Below are 20319 nucleotides of genomic sequence, written 5' to 3' on the forward strand. Positions count from 1 at the left end.
TATATCGGGAGGGTTTTGCCCATATCGAGCGAAACGTTCCCTTAAAATCTGAATGTGGAGCATCCGTTTCGGCGGGTGCAACAGGGGGCCGGCGGGATACCAGTCTTGATCCCGCTGGCTTCTTTTTCATCACTTGACCGTGTCTGCTGGTGGCGCGGAATCGGGCTTACAAGCCTTTGACTACAGGTATAGACATGAGCGAAAGCTTCGCAGAACTCTTTGAAGAAAGTCTGAAATCCCTCGACATGCAGCCGGGTGCAATCATCACCGGCATCGTGGTCGACATCGATGGTGACTGGGTCACCGTCCATGCCGGTCTGAAATCCGAGGGCGTCATCCCGGTCGAGCAGTTCTACAACGAACAGGGCGAGCTGACCATCAATGTGGGTGACGAAGTCCACGTTGCGCTGGACGCGGTGGAAGATGGCTTTGGTGAAACCAAGCTGTCCCGCGAAAAAGCCAAGCGTGCCGAGAGCTGGATCGTTCTGGAAGCTGCTTTCTCTGCCGACGAAGTGGTCAAAGGCGTCATCAACGGCAAGGTCAAGGGTGGCTTCACCGTCGACGTCAACGGCATCCGTGCGTTCCTGCCGGGTTCGCTGGTCGACGTGCGTCCGGTGCGTGACACCACTCACCTGGAAGGCAAAGAGCTCGAGTTCAAGGTCATCAAGCTGGACCAGAAGCGCAACAACGTTGTCGTTTCCCGTCGCAGCGTCCTGGAAGCCGAAAACAGCGCCGAGCGCGAAGCTCTGCTGGAATCGCTGCAGGAAGGCCAGCAGGTCAAAGGTATCGTCAAGAACCTCACCGACTACGGTGCGTTCGTTGACCTGGGCGGCGTCGATGGTCTGCTGCACATCACCGACATGGCCTGGAAGCGTATCAAGCATCCGTCGGAAATCGTCAACGTTGGCGACGAGATCGATGTCAAGGTTCTGAAGTTCGACCGCGAGCGCAACCGCGTATCCCTGGGCCTGAAGCAACTGGGCGAAGACCCATGGGTTGCCATCAAAGCCCGTTACCCGGAAGGCACCCGCGTTACCGCGCGCGTCACCAACCTCACCGACTACGGCTGCTTCGCCGAGCTGGAAGAGGGCGTGGAAGGCCTGGTACACGTCTCCGAAATGGACTGGACCAACAAGAACATCCACCCGTCGAAAGTCGTTCAGGTTGGCGACGAAGTGGAAGTTCAGGTTCTGGACATCGACGAAGAGCGTCGTCGTATCTCCCTGGGCATCAAGCAGTGCAAGTCCAACCCGTGGGAAGACTTCTCTGGCCGCTTCAACAAGGGCGACAAGATCTCCGGCACCATCAAGTCGATCACCGATTTCGGTATCTTCATCGGCCTGGAAGGCGGCATCGACGGTCTGGTTCACCTGTCCGACATCTCCTGGAACGAAGTTGGCGAAGAAGCCGTTCGCCGCTTCAAGAAGGGCGACGAGCTGGAAACCGTCATCCTCTCCGTTGATCCGGAGCGTGAGCGCATCTCCCTGGGCATCAAGCAGCTGGAAGACGATCCGTTCTCCAACTACGCCTCGCTCAACGAGAAAGGCACCATCGTTCGCGGCACCGTGAAAGAAGTCGATGCCAAAGGCGCTGTCATCAGCCTGGGCGGCGAAATCGAAGGCGTTCTGAAAGCCTCCGAAATCAGCCGTGACCGCGTTGAAGACGCTCGCAACGTTCTGAAAGAAGGCGAAGAAGTCGAAGCCAAGATCATCAGCATCGACCGTAAGAGCCGCGTCATCTCCCTCTCCATCAAGTCGAAAGACGTTGATGACGAGAAGGATGCGATGAAAGAACTGCGCACCAAGCAAGACGTAGAAAACACTGGTCCGACCACCATCGGTGATCTGATCCGTGCTCAGATGGAGAACCAGGGCTAATCCCTGATTCACCATCCAAGGAAAAGGGCGACTTCGGTCGCCCTTTTTCGTTTCTGCCTTTCCTTGGGCGCGGGCGCGCAGTGCTTTCTCTACGTTGAGACTGGCGCTATGTTGCCTGCCCCGTTCCGGTCGCCTTTTCCATGCCTTACCTGCTATTTGTCACCGTCCTCTGGGCGTTCTCCTTCAGCCTGATCGGCGAGTACCTTGCCGGGCAGGTCGACAGCTATTTCGCCGTGCTGACCCGCGTGGTGCTGGCCGGCCTGGTGTTCCTGCCGTTGACCCGCTGGCGCGGCGTCGAACCGCGCTTCATCGCTGGCGTGATGCTGGCGGGCGCGCTGCAGTTCGGCATTACCTACGTCTGCCTGTACCAGAGCTTCCGCGTGCTGACGGTGCCGGAAGTATTGCTGTTCACTGTGCTGACCCCGCTGCACGTGGCGCTGATCGATGACGCACTGAACCGCCGCTTCAACGCCTGGGCGCTGCTGGCAGCCGCCGTGGCGGTGCTCGGCGCCGGGATCATTCGCTACGACGGCGTCAGCGGCGACTACATCCAGGGCTTCCTGCTGCTGCAACTGGCCAACGCGACTTTTGCCGCGGGGCAGGTGTTCTACAAGCACCTGGTGCAGCGCTATCCCTCGGATATCCCGCAGTACCGCCGCTTCGGTTACTTCTTCGTCGGCGCGCTGCTGATTGCGCTGCCGGGCTGGCTGCTCTTCGGCAACCCACAGAAGTTGCCAACCACCGACCTGCAATGGGGCGTGCTGGTGTGGATGGGCCTGCTGGCCACTGCGCTGGGGCAGTTCTGGTGGAACAAGGGCGGCACGCTGGTGGATGCCGGTACGCTCGCGGTGATGAACAATCTGCACGTACCGGTGGGGCTGCTGATCAACCTGCTGATCTGGAACGAAGCTGCCGACCTGCCGCGCCTGGCGCTGGGTGGTGTGGTGATCGTCGCGTCGCTGGGCGTCAACCGTTTCGGTCTGCGTCGTCAGAAGGAGCGCTTCGCATGAACATATCCGGACGTGGCGTAGCGCTGTCCCTGGCGTCTTCCGTGCTGTTCGTGACCCTGCCGGGTTACATCCACTCGCTGGAGCCGCTGACCAGCATCCAGGTGATCGCACACCGGGTCGTCTGGTCGATTCCCATGGTCCTGCTGCTGGTGCTGTTCACCCGCCAGGGTGGCGTGCTGCGCGACGCGGGCCGGCGCCTGCTGCGTGAACCGTGGCTGCTGGCGTGCTTCCCGCTGACGGCGGCGATGATGCTGATCCAGTGGGGCGTGTTCATCTGGGCGCCCATGGTCGGGCGTACGCTGGAGCTGTCGCTGGGCTATTTCCTGCTGCCGCTGACCATGGTGCTGTGCGGTCGGGTGTTCTACGGCGAACGCCTGACCACGCTGCAGGCCATCGCCGTTGCCTTCGCGCTGGCGGGCGTGCTGCACGAACTCTGGCTGACCCGCGCATTCTCCTGGTTCACCCTGATCACTGCGCTGGGCTATCCGCCGTACTTCATGCTGCGCCGCAAGATGGCGGTGGATTCGCTGTCGGGCTTCGTCTTCGAGATGATCGTGCTGCTGCCGTTCGCCCTGGCGGCCCTGTGGATAACCGATAGCGGCAAGGTGCTGGAGGAGGTGCCGCGCCTGTGGGTGCTGTTGCCGCTGCTGGGACTGATCAGCGCGCTGGCGTTCGGCGCGATGATGGCCGCCAGCCGGCTGCTACCCATGGGGCTGTTCGGGATTCTGAGCTACGTCGAGCCGGTGCTGCTGTTTGCCATTGCCGTGCTGTTCCTGGGCGAGGCGTTCAACCCGGCGCAGATCTGGACCTACGGGCCGATCTGGATCGCCGTGCTGCTGACCGGTTGGGATAGCGCGCGACTCCTGCGCCGACAGGCGCGTCGCGGCCTGTAAGCGCAGGGAGAGAGAGGAGGAGCGAGCGCTCTACCGCAAGGGGAGAGCGCTCGGCGTCAGTCGAAGCGACCGCCGACGTCAGCCTTGGCCAGGGTTTCCGGCAGGATGCGGCGGGCAGCGGTGTAGTGCTTCTTCCAGTAGTCGCCACCGAGGTCGGAAACGCGGACCTTCTGGCCGCGACGCGGCGCGTGGACGAACTGGTTGTCGCCGACGTAGATGCCGACATGGTCGACATTGCGGCGGTTGTGGATGCGGAAGAACACCAGGTCGCCGGGCTGCAGATCATCACGCGCCACTTTGGAGTTGCCGCGCATGCTGAACATCTGCTGCGCGGTACGCGGCAGGTCGACTTCGTCGACGTTCTGGAACACGTAGTTCACCAGGCCGCTGCAATCGAAGCCGCGCTTGGGTGACGTGCCGCCCCAGCGGTAAGGCGTACCGATCATGCTGTAGGCACGCTGGGTAACCTGGTGCGCCTCGCTCTTGGTCTGTTTGACCGGCTTGGCGTTGAAGGTCAGCAGGGCGCTGCCCTGGACCGGGACACGGAGATCAACCGGGGCGGGTTGATAGGTGCGCGTGATCTTGTAGGAGGCGGTAGCCTCGGTAGCGGCCAAAAAGGTCGCCAAGCCTATGGAAAGGCATGTCAAAAGGGTACTTCGCATTCGGCATGTCTTCTTGCTGGTTGATATCGCCCAGACTCCGCTGGATCGCCATTGTTGTCGGCGTGGTTTCCTTTGGTCCGCTCAAAAATTCCACGCATTCTGAACGACTTTTCATGACAGTTCGTACCGTCTGTCGATTCTGACTTTTCCCTTGTGACTTGCAGGGCGCTGCGTGACATGTGCTCCGACGCATCAGTCATGGCCTGACCTTATAGCCGGAAGCCCTATAAAACGGGGCTTTCCGCCTGGCGGCAGAAAACTGGCGGGGTACTAGCCAGAAGCCAGTCGCTTAAGGCTTCTTAAGGAAAAACCCGACGAAATGCAGGTATTTGAGCTGAACGAATCAGCCCAGATGGGCAAGCAGAGCGGGAAGCACCTGCTCGCGCAGCAGTGGGGCGAGGTTGTGCGGGTAGTCGCCGGCTGGGTCCAGCCAGGCGAGCTCTTCCAGCTCGGCGGCGGGCTGGACGGGGTGGGGCAGGGCGGCGAGGTAGACCTGCGCGTCCACGCGCATGTCCGGCTCGTTGGCGGCATTGGCCTGGAAGTGGCCGAGCGGCGTCAGTGCGGAGGCCGCCAGGTGCAGGTCGAGCTCTTCGCCCAGTTCGCGCAGCAGCGCCTGGACTGAAGTCTCTCCGGGCTCGTGCTTGCCGCCAGGCAGCATGAAGGCCTGGGTGCCACGCTTGCGTACCAGCAGCAGGCGTCCGGCTTCATCCAGCAGGCAGGCGGCGGCGATATGAATGGTCATGGCGAGGGCGTTTCCTTCAGAACCTGATAGCGCATCTGCACGATGCCGCTGGGGAAGCTGCGCTGCTCCAGCAGCTGCAAGCGTTGCTCGAGGCCGATGCTGAACAGGGGAATGCCAGCGCCGAGCAGGTGCGGAATGATGCTGACGATCACTTCGTCGAGCAAGCCTGCGGCGAGGAAATTGCCCGCCAGGCTGCCGCCACCCACCAGCCAGATGTGCTCGCAGCCGCGCTGTTCCAGTGAGGCGAGCGCGTCCACTGGTGTGTAGTGCTCCAGTTCCACCTGCGGCGCGGCCTTGGGCAGATGGTTGGAGCGGGTCATGACCAGCGCGGGCTTGTCCGGGTAGGGCCATTGGTCCTGCTTCAGGCAGAAAAGGTAGGTGGCGCGACCCATGAGCAGCCCGTCGATGCCGGCATAGAAGGCGTTGTAGCCGTGGTCGTCGGCTTCGCTGCCGTAGCCTTCGAGCCAGTCCACGCTGCCGTCGGGGCGGGCGATGTAGCCGTCGAGGCTGGCCGCCACGTAATAAATGAGAGTCGATGGCACCTGTATTCTCCTTTTTGTCAGGCCCATCAGAGCATGGCATCGCCTTAGGCGGGGCGCCGGTACGTTTGTCGGGTTATTGACGCGGCGGGTCGCGCACAGGGGCCATCGGCAATAATTCCAGCGCGCCGGCTCGGCAAACATTAAGCTATGCAGCTATTTGGTCTTTACGTGATATCGAGGTCTGCCTTGTTCTCCCAATTCGCCCTCCACGAACGCCTGCTCAAGGCGCTCGATTCGTTGTCCTTCACCGAGCCGACCCCGGTCCAGGCTGCGGCCATTCCGAAGGCCCTGGAGGGACGCGACCTGCGGGTGACGGCGCAGACCGGCAGCGGCAAGACCGCCGCCTTCCTGCTGCCGCTGCTGCATCGCCTGCTCGCCGAGGAGAAGCCCAAGAGCGGCGCCCGCGCGCTGATCCTGCTGCCGACCCGCGAGCTGGCCCAGCAGACCCTCAAGGAAGTCGAGCGCTTCGCCCAGTTCACCTACATCAAGGCCTGCCTGATCACCGGCGGCGAGGACTTCAAGGTGCAGGGTGCGCGTCTGCGCAAGAACCCGGAGATCATCATCGGCACCCCGGGTCGCCTGAACGAGCAGTTCAACGCCGGCAACCTGCCGCTGGGCGACGTTGAAGTGCTGATCCTCGACGAAGCCGACCGCATGCTCGACATGGGCTTCTCCGAGGACGTGCTCAAGCTCGCCGCACAGTGCCCGACCGAGCGCCAGACCCTGCTGTTCTCCGCCACCAGCGGCAGCGGCCTGCACGAGATGGTCGAGAAGGTCCTGCGCGAGCCTGAGGTCCTGCAGCTCAACCGCGTCAGCGAGCTGAACGAGGACGTCAGCCAGCAGGTGATCCTGACCGACCACGTTGGCCACAAGGAGCAGCTGCTGCAGTGGTTGCTGACCAACGAGACCTACGAGAAGGCCATCGTCTTCACCAACACCCGCGTTGCCGCCGACCGTCTGACCGGCCGCCTGATCGCCGCTGGCCACAAGGTCTTCGTGCTGCACGGCGAGAAGGACCAGAAGGATCGCAAGCTGGCCATCGAGCGACTGAAGCAGGGTGCGGTGAAGATCCTCGTCGCCACTGATGTGGCCGCACGCGGTCTGGACGTCGACGGCCTGGACCTGGTGATCAACTTCGACATCCCGCGTCGCGGCGATGAGTACGTGCACCGCATCGGCCGTACCGGGCGCGCAGGCACCGCGGGCGCGGCGATCTCGCTGGTGGGCCATGGCGACTGGAACCTGATGTCGAGCATCGAGCGCTACCTCAAGCTGCGCTTCGAACTGCGTGTCATCAATGAGCTGAAGGCCACCTACAAGGGGCCGAAGAAGGTCAAGGCTTCCGGCAAGGCCGCTGGCACCAAGAAGAAAAAGGACGATGCGAAGAAGGCCGGTGGCAAGGCGGCGGCGAAGAAGAAGCCCGCTGCCAAGCGCAAGGTTGGCCCGTCCAAGGTCGTGAGCCAGGACGGCCTGGCGCCGCTCAAGCGCAAGAAGCCTGCTGCGGAATAAGTCTTTCGCGTCACCCCGAACGCCTCCCCTGACCGGGAGGCGTTTTTGTTTGTGCGCCGCTAGCCCAGCGTCTCCGGCGGCGGCTCATAGCTGCCCGACTCGTAGCTCACCCCGTGGCGGATCACCGGCGGCGCGTCGCCCACGTGCAGGCTGGTGACGTTGTCGATGATGGTCTTGTCCTCCAGGGTCAGGCGATCGAGCATGCGCAGGTGGCCGATCCAGTTGTCCACCAGAAACAGCTCCTGCCAGACCTCAGGGTTGCTGACGTCCCGGTACAGCGCCCAGCGCTCCGCGCCGTTGCGCAGGCGCAGGCGCCGCAGGGGTTTGGCGGAGCGGACGAAGTCACGGGTGCGCTCGGCGGGAATCCGGTATTCGATGGAGACCAGCACCGAGCCGCGCTCGGGGTTGAACACGAAGGTTGGCTGTCCCGGCACGCCGCCCGGTGCGCGGGCAATGCTGGTCGAATCGAGCTCCGGCAGCCGGGAGTTGTAGAGCAGCGCCACCGAAACCAGCAGCAGGCAGCCGGCGGCGATCAGCGCGCCCTGCACGCCCATGGTTTCGGCGAAATGCCCCCAGAGGAAGGAGCCTGCCGCCAGGCCGCCGTAGATCGCGGTCTGGTACAGCGCCAGGGCGCGGGCCTTGACCCAGTCGGGCACGAGGATCTGCACGGCGGAGTTGTACGTGGCCACTGCCGCGATCCAGCAGGCGCCGCCCAGCACCAGCGCGGGGAAGATCACCCAGAGGTTGTCGACCCAGCCGAGAATGAGCATGACCACGGCGAGCGTGGCGGCGGCGAAGCTGATCAACCGGCTGCTGCCCAGCCACTGCCGCGCCTTGCTCACCATGGTGCTGGCGACGATGGCGCCCAGGCCCAGGGCGCCGAGCATGTAGCCGTACACCGAGGCGCTGCCGTCCGGGTTGCGGTGCGCCAGCAGCGGCAGCAATGCCCAGACGGCGCTGGCGGAGAGACCGAACACCGCCGAACGCAGCATCACCAGGCGGGTGACGCTGGAGTACTGGGTGAAGCGCAGCGCAGCGATCACGCCTTCGAAGATGTGCTCGGGCGGCAGGGTGCGCTTGGGCACGTCGCGGCGCCATTGCCAGATCGCCCAGATCAGCGCGGCGTAGCACAGGCAGTTGAACAGGAATACCCAGGAGGCCCCGGTGGCCGACAGCAGCAGGCCCCCGATGGCCGGGCCGACGGCGCGGGCGACGTTGTAGTTGACGCTGTTGAGCAACACCGCATCGCCGAGCATGCGCGGCGGCACCTGCTCGTTCACCGCCGCCTGCCAGGCCGGAATGGTGATCGAGCTGCCCAGTGACAGCCAGAGGATCGACACGATCAGCATCAGCGGGTCGAGGTAGCCCATGAACGCCAGCACCGTCACCAGCGCGGCGCCGGAGAGTTCCACCGTCAGGCCGACCAGCATGATCTTGCGGCGGTCGTGGTTGTCGGCCAGCACGCCGGACATGATCGACAGCAGCACCAGCGGCAGCGCCGAGGCGACCTGGATCATCGCCACCATCAGCGGGCTGGCATGGGCCTCCGTGACCACCCAGGCGGCGGCAACCGATTGCGCCCAGGTGCCCAGGTTGGCGAACAGGTTGCAGATCCAGATGATGCGGAACGCGGCGATGCTGAAGGGGGCGAGGACGCCGCTGCGGGGTTCGGCTGGATCGGGCTTGAGGGGAAGGTCTTGCTTGGGTGAAACGGACTGCAGCATGGGGACGCCCTTATTTCGAGTGGCCGGCACGCGCGCGCAACCGGTGCCTTTCCATGCCGGGCAAGTGTAGTGGCTGGGACGGTTCGTGCCATTGATGATGGTCAGCGATGGCGTTATCGGTGACACGCGCTGGCAAGCTTCGACAGTGCCGGAGTGGCTCTGGATTGTTAGGCTGCGTCGGAATTTTCCGCATTGCACTGGCAAATAACTGCACTGGCAAATAAGAGCGAAGAGCCGATGAAGCGACTTTCCATCTGTCTGCCCACCTGCCTGCTGGCGGGCCTGCTGGCCCTGCCGCAAAGCCTCTGGGCCTGGTCCAATCACACCCTGGGCAGCTACATCGCCCTGCAACAATTGCCGGCGCTCGCCCAGGCGCCGGATGTCGAGGTCGAGCCGCTGGAGAGCTTCGTCAGCCAGCAGCGCGCCGGCCTGGTGCAACTGCTGGACGAGCAGGAGGCCTATGCCCGCGAGCGCTTCCGCCAGTACCCGCCGCGCCCGGACGATCTGCGCCTGACCGAGGACAGTCGCGACGACCTGCGCAAGGCCTTCCTCATGGCGCTGCGCCTGAACCCCGAGATCAAGCTGGCCCCCGCCGTGCAGCCACCGCCGGGGGGCGAGCCGCCGAGCGATTTGTTGCAGAAGCATGCGGCCCTGCAGCCGGCGGACGTGCTGGTGTTCCGCGACCTGTCGGGCTGGAACCAGTGGCGCTTCGTGCAGTTGCAGGCGGGGGAGAAGATTCCTGCGCTGGACGTGCTGGCCAGCGCCGCCGATGAGCCGGACTTCGGCCACGACATCAACCTGTTCAGCGACAACCCCGGCGAGGCCGGCCAGCGTTACGGTTTCGGCACCCAGCCGTTCGGCGACCCGCGTTACGAGTTCAGCTCCCAGGCGCCGTTCCACATGGGCTTCTACCACGAGGACGCGGTCATCTACGCCGGTGCACCGTACCTGGAGCGCAACTGGCCGGAGTGGCGTGCCTACCAGTTCTACGGCCTGGCGCGCTTCGCCTTCGACAAGGGCCATCCGTACTGGGGCTACCGTTTCCTCGGCTGGGCGATGCACTACATCCAGGACATGACCCAGCCCTACCACTCGACGCCGCTGCCGGGCGAGACCACTACCAGCATGCTGTGGACGGCGGGCAAGTCCATCGCCGGTTTCGATGCCGACAAGCAGGCGGCGATCCAGCGCGTGGCGGACCGGCATACGGGTGTTGAGCGTTATCAGGTGGACTGGCTGCGCGAGATGCTGCGCCTGGGTGGGCAGTCGCCGTTGTTGGCGGCCTATGCGGATGTCAGCACGGATGGCACTTATCCGCCGTATTCGACCCAGTACCTGCGCGAGGTCGTGGCGAGCGAGTCCCATGCCCATGCGGCGGCGTTCGATGCGGCGATCGGCCATTGGCTGGAAAACGAGAAGGCGCCGGCGGGGGATTTCAGCGCGGGGAACTCACCGGAACCGTTCCGCCACGATGAGGCGTTGGATGAGCAGATTCTACAGTTGATCCGGCACTTCGGAGCGCACAGTCGCAACATCGCGAAGGCGGCCCTGCAGCCGTAAGGAAGAGGGTTGGCATTCCCGCCGGGCTGCGTGGGCCGCGGCGGGAGTGCGCAAGTCGCTTAGCCGCCGGAGCAGCCGTTGCCCCACACCTGGTATTCGACGGTGTGGCGCTGACCGTTGGAGTCGTCGTAGGTCATGCGTGCCGGCACGATGCCGCATTCGTTGGATACGTCGGTGGTCGAGATGACGTGGGCGACGTCCAGTTTCATGTCGTAGGTGTACTGCTCCACGGCCGCGCTTGGCGCCTGGTCGGCGGCGTTCACCTGCTCGGCGAGGGCGAGCGAAGAGAAGCCCAGCATGGCCAGGATGACTACAGCTTTCATGAATTTACCTGCCTTGTTCCCGGAGTCCGGACGTGACGGGTCCGTGACGTTCAGCTCATGGCTGCATCGGGAAGCGTTGGGGAATGATGATGGGTCTTGGGTGGTGTTGCGGCGCGCGCTGTAACAGCACGGAAATAATAGGATTTGCCTGACCTGAGTCATATATCCAGGCGCCAACAAGACTTCGTACTCAGAGGCAACAATCCAGGCGTGGCGCGGGTTTCAGGGGTGCTGTTGTGGCGGGATGCCGCAGATTTCGGCATTTGCAGGAGTGACATCGCGGCGCCGGGGCTTCCCCCTCACCCCAGCCCTCTCCCGGAGGGAGAGGGAGCTGATCGTGCCAGCTGACACTGTGGTGTCATCCTGCACGAACGGTCCCCTCTCCCGCTTGCGGGAGAGGGTTAGGGTGAGGGGCTTTGGATCTTCTGAGAGTGCGCCTATGGCGCGAACCTGCAGGAGTCAATCGCGCAGCGGCGACTGCGGGTCGAGCAGCGAAGTGCGGATGAAGTGCAGGTAGCTGCACACCCGGCGCAGGGGCGATGAGTCGAAGTGCGGCGGGCGGCGATCATCCGTGGTGCGCGTGGCATGGATGGCGTGTTCCACTGCCGCCAGGGCGCGCTGGCGGTTGCTCTCGCTGGGCTGGATGAACAGCCGGATCAGCGCCCGGCCCAGCGCGCGGATCGCCCGGCGCCAGGGCATGCGCTCGGCGTACCAGGGCTCCTTCGGCAGGGCGGCCTGCTCGCGGCGCAGCTCGATGATCGACAGGCCGATCTCCTGCACCTGGAAGGTCCAGCGCAGCAGCCGGCGCTGCACGTCCGGGCGGCCTGTGGATAACCCGTAGGCCTGGTTCAGCAGGTCGCGGGTACCGCTTTCGAAATTCGACGACAGCCCCTTCAGCGGCTCGCTGATCACCTGCACCACGCGCAGGCGCAGCTCGGCTTCCAGGCGCTCCCACAGCCACGGCCGGTTCGGCGGCAGGATGACGATGGCCGCGACCACGGCCATGCCCATCGACAGCAGCATCGCCAGGTATTCGTTGATGAAGGTGTAGGCGTCGTAACGCGCCACGTTGGCCGGCAGCGAGGCGATGCAGAACCACACCAGCAGGCCCACGCCGTAGCCGCTCCACTTGGGCCGGGTGATCAGGAAGGCGCCCAGGGCGAATACCGGCGAGAGTACGAAGCACAGCAGCGGGAAGCCGTCGATGTGCGGCAGCACGCGGAAGGTCAGGATGAAGCCGAGCGTGGCGCCGAGCAGCGTGCCAAGGGTCAGTTGCAGCGATAGCCGCTTGGGATTCGGCGAGGCGGAGGAGAGCGCGGCGATCAGCACCGAGGTCAGCGCGAAGGTGGCTCCGCTCAGCCAGGAGGTCTCGATCCAGAATACCCCGCCGACTATCACCAGCAGCGCACAACGGAACCCTGCGACGGCGGCGGCGAGGGCGTTGGCCTTGGGTGTGAAGCGCTCCTTCCACTGCTCACGCTCGTGCTTGTGCGCGGCGAGCGAGGCGTGGGTCTGGGCGTAGTTGTGCATATCGTCGGCGAAGCGGTAGAGCAGTTCGGCGGCCGTCTCGAAATCCAGCTGGTCGGCTTCCCGCGGGCAGGTGTGGCCGAGGTTGGCGCGGGCTTCGCGGATGCGGGGCATGAGGTGATGTTTGCAGAGTTCGAGTTGCACGCTCAGGCGCTCGGCATCCGCTTCGCTGAGCGGCCGGCCGTGCCAGCTGGCGAGCAGCTCGCTGACATCGATCAGGCACGGCATCAGCACTTCCAGCACGTTGCTGGCCTGGCGTTCGCGCAGGCGGTCGAGCAGCCGCTGCAGCGCGTGGAAGCGTGTGGTCAGTTGCATGAACTCGCTGTTCAGCCGCGCCAGGCGGCCGCTGCGCAGACGCATGTGCGGGTCTTCGAAGGCAGTGACGTTGCGCAGGCTTTCCAGACCCACCACTTCGGCGGCGATGCGCGCACTGGCCTGCTCGAAGCGCTCGCGCTCCAGCGTGCCGTTGAGGCCCGCGCTGGCGAGGCCGGCGAAGTCGCCGAAGCGGGTGTTCAGCGCGTTGCGCAGGGCGGCGGTGCTGGTCTGCGGCAGGACCACGGCGCTGATCACGCCGGTGCAGAGAATCCCCAGGGTGATCTCGATCACCCGCCACAGCGCCTGCATGAAGGCGCCCTCGGGGTGCAGGGTGGCGGGGATGCCGATCATCACCGCGGTGTAGCCGGCAAGCAGGCAGGCATAGGCGCGGAAGTCGCGGTAACGCGCCGCGCCCGCAGTGCACAGGCCGACCCAGATCGCCACGCAGAGCAGGAACAGCACGCGCTCCTGGGCGAACAGGGCAATGAAGGTAACCATCACCGTGAGCCCGGCCAGCGTACCGAGGATGCGGTAGAAACTCTTCGCCAGCACCTGGCCGCTCTGCGGCTGCAGCACGATGAAGGCGCTCACCAGCACGGTGTTGGGCTGCGGCAGCTCCAGGCGGTAGGCCAGCCATAGCGCGGTGAAGGCGGTGATCAGCGTCTTGAGGATGAACATCCAGGTAACGCCGTCGGTGTGCGCCCAGTCGGACAGGGCGAAGCGCACCGCGGCGGCCTTGGGCAGGCGCACGGACAGACTGCTCATCGGGGTTATCTCGGCAGGCGGTGGTCGGGCTTTTCTTGGCAGGCGGCGGACGGGTTTGGACAACCCTGTAGTTCTGAGGCCGAGCGAAGGGGTGGCAGCACGTTGCACGAAAGGCGGAGCACGGGTGCGAATCCTGGGGTGTCGCGGCGGGCCGCGTTGGGGAGGGCGATTCTAGAAGTGCGCCGGGGGGCAGGATAAGCTGACGGTTGGATGAATTATTGTTGCCTGAAAGGACAATAATCCCGTCGCGGCAGGTGTGCGACAATTCGCCGCCTGTCATGAGTCTGTAACAAGGCGTTGCTCGCCCGAGCGCCGTTGCAGAGGCCGCCCGCCGTGGCGTGGACAGGCTCTTTTGGAGAAATGATGGACCTGCTGCACAACATGCGTGCCTTTGTCTGTGTCGCCGAGACCGGCAGCTTCACCGCCGCTGCCCAGCGCATGGACCTCACCACCGCCTACGTCTCGCGGACGGTGGCCAAGCTCGAAGCACACCTGCGCACCCGCCTGCTGCACCGAACCACCCGCCGCATCGCCCTCACCGAAGCCGGCCAGCGCTACCTGCAGCGCTGCCAGCAGATCCTCGGCTACATCGAGGAAGCCGAGGCCGAGGCCGGCGATGCCCACGCCCGGCCGCACGGCAAGGTGAAGGTGCACGCCATGACCGGCATCGGTCAGCACTACCTGATCCGCGCGATCTCGCAGTACTGCGAGATCTACCCGGAGGTCACCTTCGACCTGACCCTGGCCAACCGCATCACCGACATCCTCGACGAGGGCTACGACATCTCCGTGGTCATCGCCCAGGAGTTGCCTGATTCGGGCTTCGTCTCCAAGCGCATAGGCAAGACCTACAGCGTGCTCTGCGCGTCGCCCGACTATGTGGCGCGCCATGGCCTGCCCAAGCAACTCGGCGAGCTGACCGATCACCGTTGCCTGCGCCTGGTGAACTCGGTGATGTCGCTGGACAAGTGGCTGTTCGACGGCCCCGACGGCCAGGAAATGGTCGGCATCAACCAGACGCATTTCCAGGTCAACACCGCTGACGCCATGACCGAGGCGGTACGTGCCGGCATGGGTATCGGCGCGCTGCCGGTGTACTCCGCTGTGCAGGGCCTGAAGGACGGCAGCCTGGTGCGCGTGCTGCCCGACTACAGCCTGTTCCACCTCAACGTCTATGCGCTGTATCCGTCGCGCCAGTACCTCGACGCGAAGATTCGCACCTGGGTGGAGTTCCTCCGTGATTGCGTGCCCGGCATGCTCGAGGAGCACGAACGGATGATGCTCGAGCATCGCACCCAAGTGCCCGGCTGACGCGCCATTCCGCTGTCCTGAGCCTTTGAACCTCACCGCGCCCGGCATCTGCCGGGCGCGTTTTTTCGTACCTTGCGTTCCGCTGTGTCGAACGCCGCTTTGGGAAAAGACGAATTCTCCGAACGCGACTATTTGCGTCAGTCTCATTGCGAGCCTGTCGCCAGGCTCACCTCGCAAGCACAAGAACAAATTGAGGGTGACGCGATGTTTACAACCATGGGGCGGGCGTTGCTCGCCGTCCTGGCGTTGGCCTGCGCTTCTGCCAGTCAGGCTGCCGATGAACCGCCGGCTGCCAATGAGCCGATAGTGATCAAGTTCGCCCACGTGGTCGCGGAGAACACGCCCAAGGGGCAGGGCGCGCTGATGTTCAAGCGCCTGGCCGAGGAGCGCCTGCCCGGCCGGGTGCGCGTGGAGGTCTACCCGAACTCCTCGCTGTACGGCGACGGCAAGGAAATGGAAGCGCTGCTGCTGGGTGACGTGCAGATGCTCGCGCCGTCACTGGCCAAGTTCGAGCAGTACACCCGCAAGGTACAGATCTTCGACCTGCCGTTCCTCTTCGACGACATCGACGCCGTCGACAACTTCCAGCGCAGCCCGCAGGGCCAGAGCCTGCTGACCAGCATGCAGGGCAAGGGCATCCTCGGCCTCGCCTACTGGCACAACGGGATGAAGCAGCTGTCCGCCAACCGCCTGCTGCTCGAGCCGGGCGATGCGCGCGGACTGAAGTTCCGCGTGCAGGCCTCCGACGTGCTCAACGAACAGTTCCGCGAGCTGCGTGCGATCTCCCGCAAGATGTCCTTCGCCGAGGTCTACCAGGGCCTGCAGACCGGCGTGGTGAATGGCACCGAGAACACCTGGTCGAACTACGAGAGCCAGAAGGTCAACGAGGTGCAGAAGTACTTCACCGAGTCCAACCACGGCCTGGTGGACTACATGGTGATCACCAACGCGACGTTCTGGAACGGCCTGCCGCCGGACCTGCGCGCCGAGCTGGAAAGGATCATGGCCGAGGTCACCGTGAAGGTGAACCAGGAAGCCGAGCGGCTGAACCGCGACGCCCGCCAGCGCATCCTCGCCAGCGGCACCAGCGAGATCCACCCGCTCACCGCGCAGCAGCGCGCCGACTGGCGCGAGGCGATGCAGCCGGTGTGGCAGAAATTCCGCGACAACGTCGGCGCCGATTTCCTCCAGGCCGCCGAAGCCTCCAACCGTCCCCATTGATCCTCCCGGCCCCGCCGGCTGGCGGGGCTGTGTGCGGATGTTCCGTTGTGGAGAACTTTCGATGAACCGACTCGTGCGCGTCTGGAACCACTTCGAGGAAGGCGCCATCGCCTTCCTGCTGGCGGCCATGACGCTGGTGACCTTCGTCTACGTGGTGATGACCAACGTCTTCACCCTGTTCTATGACCTGGGCGACCGCCTGCCATCGTTGCAGGGGCCGCTCTACGCCATCGGCGATGCGATTCTCGGCGTCGCCCAGGACATGTCCTGGAGCAACGCGCTGACCAAGGCGCTGTTCGGCTGGCTGATCTTCTTCGGCATCGCCTATGGCGTGCGCACCGCCGGCCACCTGGGCGTGGACGCGCTGGTGCGGCTGGCGCCGCGCCCGGTACAGCGCTGCATCGGCGTGCTCGCCTGCCTCTGCTGCCTGGGCTACGCCGGGCTGTTCATGGTCGCCAGTTTCGACTGGGTGAAGACCTTGTTCATCGCCGGCATCGGTGCGGAAGACCTCGACCATTTCGGCATCCTCCAGGCCTACATCGCGGTGATCGTGCCCATCGGCTTCGGCCTGGTGGTCCTGCGCTACCTGGAAATCCTCGTCAACCTGTTGCGCGGCCGCCAGCTCGGCCTGGGCCTCGCCGACGAGGCCGCGGAAGCGTCGAAGCTGGCCGGTGAAGAAGCTGCGGAGAGCCGTCCATGACCGTGATGATCCTGTTCCTCCTGCTCTTCGTCTTCATGTTCATCGGCGTGCCCATCGCCATTTCCCTGGGCCTGTCCGGTGCGTTGACGATCCTGCTGTTCAGCCCTGACTCGGTACGTTCGCTGGCGATCAAGCTGTTCGAGACCTCCGAGGCCTACACGCTGCTGGCGATCCCGTTCTTCCTGCTTTCCGGCGCCTTCATGACCACCGGCGGCGTGGCCCGCCGGCTGATCGACTTCGCCAATGCCTGCGTCGGCCACATCCGTGGCGGCCTGGCGATCGCGGCGGTGCTGGCCTGCATGCTGTTCGCCGCGCTGTCGGGTTCCTCGCCGGCGACCGTGGCGGCGGTGGGCTCGATTGCCGTGGCCGGCATGGTGCGTTCGGGCTACCCGCGCGAGTTCGGCGCCGGGATCATCTGCAACGCCGGCACCCTGGGCATCCTGATCCCGCCGTCGATCGTCATGGTGGTGTATTCCGCCGCCACCGAGACCTCGGTGGGCAAGCTGTTCGTCGCCGGCGTGGTGCCGGGCCTGCTGCTGGGCGTGATCCTGATGGTGGTGATCTATATCGTCGCGCGGGTGAAGAAGCTGCCGGCGCAACCGCGCGCCAGCCTGCGCGAATGGCTGTCCGCCGCACGCCGGGCGATCTGGGGCCTGTTGCTGCTGGTGATCATCCTCGGCGGCATCTACTCCGGGCTGTTCACGCCTACCGAGGCGGCGGCGGTGGCGGCCGTCTACTCGGCCTTCGTCGCGCTGTTCGTCTACAAGGACATGCGCCTGCGCGACTGCCCCAAGGTGCTGGTGGACTCCGGGCGGCTGAGCATCATGCTGATGTTCATCATCGCCAACGCCATGCTCTTCGCCCACGTGCTGACCACCGAGCAGATTCCCCAGCAGATCACCGAGTGGGTGATGCAGGAGGGGCTGACGCCGATCGGCTTCCTGCTGATGGTCAACGTGGTGCTGCTGGTGGCCGGCAGCTTCATGGAGCCCTCGGCCATCGTGCTGATCCTGGCGCCGATCTTCTTCCCCATCGCCATGCGCCTGGGGATCGACCCGATCCACCTCGGCATCGTCATGGTGGTGAACATGGAGATCGGTCTGGTGCACCCGCCGGTGGGGCTCAACCTGTTCGTCACCTCGGCGGTCACCGGCCTGCCGCTGGGCTCGACCATCCGCGCGGCACTGCCGTGGCTGATGATCCTGCTGCTGTTCCTGATCCTGGTGACCTACGTGCCCTACATCTCGCTGGCGCTGCCCCACGCCCTTGGCATGTGACAGGTTGTCGCGGCCCCATGAGTCCGTTGTCAAAACAACGGCTTATGGGGCTCATCACTAAGACTAAGGATTGGTAAGACCATGGTCGTATGGTTCGGGAGAGGGTGTCGCCGTTACAACTTAGGGCAACAAAAACAACACTCTTCACCGAGGTAGAACGCCATGACAGCGGCATCCGTGTACCCCGTGCGTCCCGAAGTGGCCGCGACCACTCTGACCGACGAGGCCACCTACAAGAAGCTGTACCAGCAGTCGGTGGTCAACCCCGACGGCTTCTGGCGCGAACAGGCCCAGCGCATCGACTGGATCAAGCCGTTCACCAAGGTCAAGCAGACCTCCTTCGACGATCACCACGTGGACATCAAGTGGTTCGCCGATGGCACCCTGAACCTCTCCTACAACTGCCTCGACCGCCACCTGGCCGAGCGCGGCGACCAGCTCGCCATCATCTGGGAAGGCGACGATCCTTCCGAGCACCGTGAAATCACCTACCGCGAGCTGCACGAGCAGGTCTGCAAGTTCGCCAACGCCCTGCGCGGCCAGGACGTGCACCGTGGCGACGTGGTGACCATCTACATGCCGATGATCCCGGAAGCCGTGGTCGCCATGCTGGCCTGCGCCCGCATCGGTGCGATCCATTCCGTGGTGTTCGGCGGCTTCTCCCCCGAAGCCCTGGCCGGCCGCATCATCGACTGCCGTTCCAAGGTGGTGATCACTGCCGACGAAGGTCTGCGCGGCGGCAAGAAGACCCCGCTCAAGGCCAACGTCGACGACGCCCTGACCAACCCGGAAACCAACAGCGTGCAGAAGATCATCGTCTGCAAGCGCACCGGTTCGGACATCAAGTGGAACCAGCACCGCGACGTGTGGTTCGAGGACCTGATGAAGGTCGCCGGCTCCACCTGCGCACCGAAGGAAATGGGCGCCGAGGACCCGCTGTTCATCCTCTACACCTCCGGCTCCACCGGCAAGCCCAAGGGCGTGCTGCACACCACCGGCGGCTACCTGGTCTACGCCTCGCTGACCCATGAGCGGGTGTTCGACTACCGCCCGGGTGAAGTCTTCTGGTGCACCGCCGACATCGGCTGGGTCACCGGCCACACCTACGTCGTCTACGGCCCGCTGGCCAATGGCGCGACCACCGTGCTGTTCGAGGGCGTGCCGAACTACCCGGACATCTCCCGCGTCGCCAAGATCGTCGACAAGCACAAGGTCAACATCCTCTACACCGCTCCGACTGCGATCCGCGCCATGATGGCCGAGGGCAAGGCCGCGGTCGAAGGCGCCGACGGCTCCAGCCTGCGCCTGCTGGGTTCGGTGGGCGAGCCGATCAACCCGGAAGCCTGGCAGTGGTACTACGAGACCGTTGGCCAGTCGCGCTGCCCGATCGTCGACACCTGGTGGCAGACCGAAACCGGCGCCTGCCTGATGACTCCGCTGCCGGGCGCCCACGGCCTGAAGCCGGGCTCCGCTGCCAAGCCGTTCTTCGGCGTGGTGCCGGCGCTGGTGGACAACCTGGGCAACATCCTGGAAGGGGCCACCGAGGGCAACCTGGTGATCCTGGATTCCTGGCCGGGCCAGGCGCGCACCCTGTACGGCGACCACGACCGCTACGTGGACACCTACTTCAAGACCTTCAAGGGCATGTACTTCACCGGCGACGGCGCCCGTCGCGACGAAGACGGCTACTACTGGATCACCGGCCGCGTGGATGACGTGCTCAACGTCTCCGGTCACCGGATGGGCACCGCCGAGATCGAGAGCGCCCTGGTTGCACACCCGAAAGTGGCCGAGGCCGCGGTGGTTGGCGTACCGCATGACATCAAGGGGCAGGGCATCTATGTCTACGTCACCCTGAATGCCGGCGAGGAAAGCAACGAGCAACTGCGCCAGGAACTGCGTGCCTGGGTGCGCAAGGAAATCGGTCCGATCGCCACCCCGGATGTGATCCAGTGGGCGCCCGGCCTGCCGAAGACCCGCTCGGGCAAGATCATGCGCCGCATCCTGCGCAAGATCGCCACGGCCGAGTACGACACCCTGGGTGACATCTCCACCCTGGCCGATCCGGGTGTGGTGCAGCACTTGATCGACACGCACCAGGCCATGCGCGCAGCCTGATCCGCCGCCCGATGAAAAACGCCCCGCTTGCCGGGGCGTTTTTCATTTCTGCGCCTTTACTGGATGCAAGCCGTGGCGGAGCTCGAACGTAGGATGGTGTGGAGCGCAGCGATACCCATCAATTCCGGAACGGATCTGGCAGACCGTAGGGCGCATACCGCGTCAGCGTTATCCGCCACCGTGGCATCGGCGGATAACCCGTTCCGGGTTATGCACCCTACGCACAGGATGCCTTCAGTGCCG

General features: G+C 64.6%; 16 protein-coding genes. 10 read left to right on the forward strand and 6 right to left on the reverse strand.

Going from position 1 to position 20319, the window contains the following annotated elements:
- Positions 1-194: 194 nt before the first annotated feature.
- The 3 genes from rpsA (at position 195) to rarD (ending at position 3780) form a co-directional block, all read left to right on the forward strand.
- Positions 195-1877, forward strand: coding sequence for a 30S ribosomal protein S1 (rpsA, locus tag IB261_RS08485; RefSeq protein ID WP_017517968.1), 1683 nt, complete (start codon positions 195-197; stop codon positions 1875-1877).
- A 140-nt stretch (positions 1878-2017) separates the two neighbouring features.
- The gene (locus tag IB261_RS08490; protein ID WP_081517951.1) at positions 2018-2887 is read left to right on the forward strand and encodes a carboxylate/amino acid/amine transporter; all 870 of its coding nucleotides are present in this window, start codon (positions 2018-2020) and stop codon (positions 2885-2887) included.
- A complete protein-coding gene (gene rarD, locus IB261_RS08495) occupies positions 2884-3780 on the forward strand; it encodes an EamA family transporter RarD (RefSeq protein WP_192381986.1) in 897 nt (298 codons plus the stop codon). Before IB261_RS08490 ends, rarD begins: the two co-directional genes overlap by 4 nt.
- 56 nt (positions 3781-3836) lie before the next feature.
- On the opposite strand, the gene IB261_RS08500 is transcribed toward rarD, so the two are convergent.
- The 3 genes from IB261_RS08500 to IB261_RS08510 all read right to left on the reverse strand — a co-directional run bounded on the left by IB261_RS08500 (position 3837) and on the right by IB261_RS08510 (position 5726).
- Positions 3837-4442: a C40 family peptidase gene (locus IB261_RS08500; RefSeq protein WP_081517953.1), complete on the reverse strand. Its 606-nt coding sequence runs from the start codon at positions 4440-4442 to the stop codon at positions 3837-3839.
- A 343-nt stretch (positions 4443-4785) separates the two neighbouring features.
- Positions 4786-5184 carry an NUDIX hydrolase gene (locus tag IB261_RS08505; RefSeq protein WP_081517954.1) on the reverse strand — a complete coding sequence of 133 codons (399 nt, stop codon included), beginning with the start codon at positions 5182-5184 and terminating at the stop codon, positions 4786-4788.
- Entirely contained in the window at positions 5181-5726 is a 546-nt protein-coding gene (locus tag IB261_RS08510; protein ID WP_139791537.1) for a dihydrofolate reductase family protein, read from the reverse strand. The genes IB261_RS08505 and IB261_RS08510 overlap by 4 nt, the downstream gene beginning before the upstream one ends.
- A 171-nt stretch (positions 5727-5897) precedes the next feature.
- On the opposite strand from IB261_RS08510, the gene IB261_RS08515 reads away from it, so the two are divergent.
- On the forward strand, positions 5898-7235 hold the full coding sequence (locus IB261_RS08515) for a DEAD/DEAH box helicase (RefSeq protein WP_151189639.1): 1338 nt from the start codon (positions 5898-5900) through the stop codon (positions 7233-7235).
- 59 nt (positions 7236-7294) lie between these two features.
- Here the strand turns inward: IB261_RS08515 and IB261_RS08520 are convergent, their stop codons facing one another.
- Positions 7295-8959, reverse strand: a complete 1665-nt coding sequence (locus IB261_RS08520; RefSeq protein ID WP_081517957.1) for an MFS transporter — start codon at positions 8957-8959, stop codon at positions 7295-7297.
- 237 nt (positions 8960-9196) lie between these two features.
- Here IB261_RS08520 and IB261_RS08525 point away from each other — a divergent pair, with 237 nt between their 5' ends.
- Positions 9197-10519: a phospholipase C/P1 nuclease family protein gene (locus IB261_RS08525; RefSeq protein WP_192381988.1), complete on the forward strand. Its 1323-nt coding sequence runs from the start codon at positions 9197-9199 to the stop codon at positions 10517-10519.
- 59 nt (positions 10520-10578) lie between these two features.
- On the opposite strand, the gene IB261_RS08530 is transcribed toward IB261_RS08525, so the two are convergent.
- A complete protein-coding gene (locus IB261_RS08530) occupies positions 10579-10842 on the reverse strand; it encodes a DUF2790 domain-containing protein (protein WP_081517959.1) in 264 nt (87 codons plus the stop codon).
- A 459-nt stretch (positions 10843-11301) separates the two neighbouring features.
- On the reverse strand, positions 11302-13449 hold the full coding sequence (locus IB261_RS08535; RefSeq protein ID WP_081517960.1) for an FUSC family protein: 2148 nt from the start codon (positions 13447-13449) through the stop codon (positions 11302-11304).
- Positions 13450-13812: 363 nt separating this feature from the next.
- Between IB261_RS08535 and IB261_RS08540 the strand changes: the two genes are divergently transcribed.
- The 5 genes from IB261_RS08540 (at position 13813) to acs (ending at position 20076) form a co-directional block, all read left to right on the forward strand.
- Positions 13813-14760, forward strand: a complete 948-nt coding sequence (locus tag IB261_RS08540) for a LysR family transcriptional regulator (RefSeq protein ID WP_081517961.1) — start codon at positions 13813-13815, stop codon at positions 14758-14760.
- Between the two features lie 204 nt (positions 14761-14964).
- Positions 14965-15981: a TRAP transporter substrate-binding protein gene (locus IB261_RS08545; RefSeq protein ID WP_192381990.1), complete on the forward strand. Its 1017-nt coding sequence runs from the start codon at positions 14965-14967 to the stop codon at positions 15979-15981.
- 61 nt (positions 15982-16042) lie between these two features.
- The gene (locus IB261_RS08550; protein WP_192224956.1) at positions 16043-16681 is read left to right on the forward strand and encodes a TRAP transporter small permease; all 639 of its coding nucleotides are present in this window, start codon (positions 16043-16045) and stop codon (positions 16679-16681) included.
- Positions 16678-17958: a C4-dicarboxylate TRAP transporter large permease protein DctM gene (gene dctM, locus IB261_RS08555; protein ID WP_192381992.1), complete on the forward strand. Its 1281-nt coding sequence runs from the start codon at positions 16678-16680 to the stop codon at positions 17956-17958. Before IB261_RS08550 ends, dctM begins: the two co-directional genes overlap by 4 nt.
- A 162-nt stretch (positions 17959-18120) precedes the next feature.
- The gene (acs, locus tag IB261_RS08560) at positions 18121-20076 is read left to right on the forward strand and encodes an acetate--CoA ligase (RefSeq protein WP_138215132.1); all 1956 of its coding nucleotides are present in this window, start codon (positions 18121-18123) and stop codon (positions 20074-20076) included.
- Positions 20077-20319 lie beyond the last annotated feature (243 nt).

Source organism: Pseudomonas sp. PDM20, assembly GCF_014852575.3.
In the GTDB taxonomy this organism is placed as follows: domain Bacteria; phylum Pseudomonadota; class Gammaproteobacteria; order Pseudomonadales; family Pseudomonadaceae; genus Pseudomonas.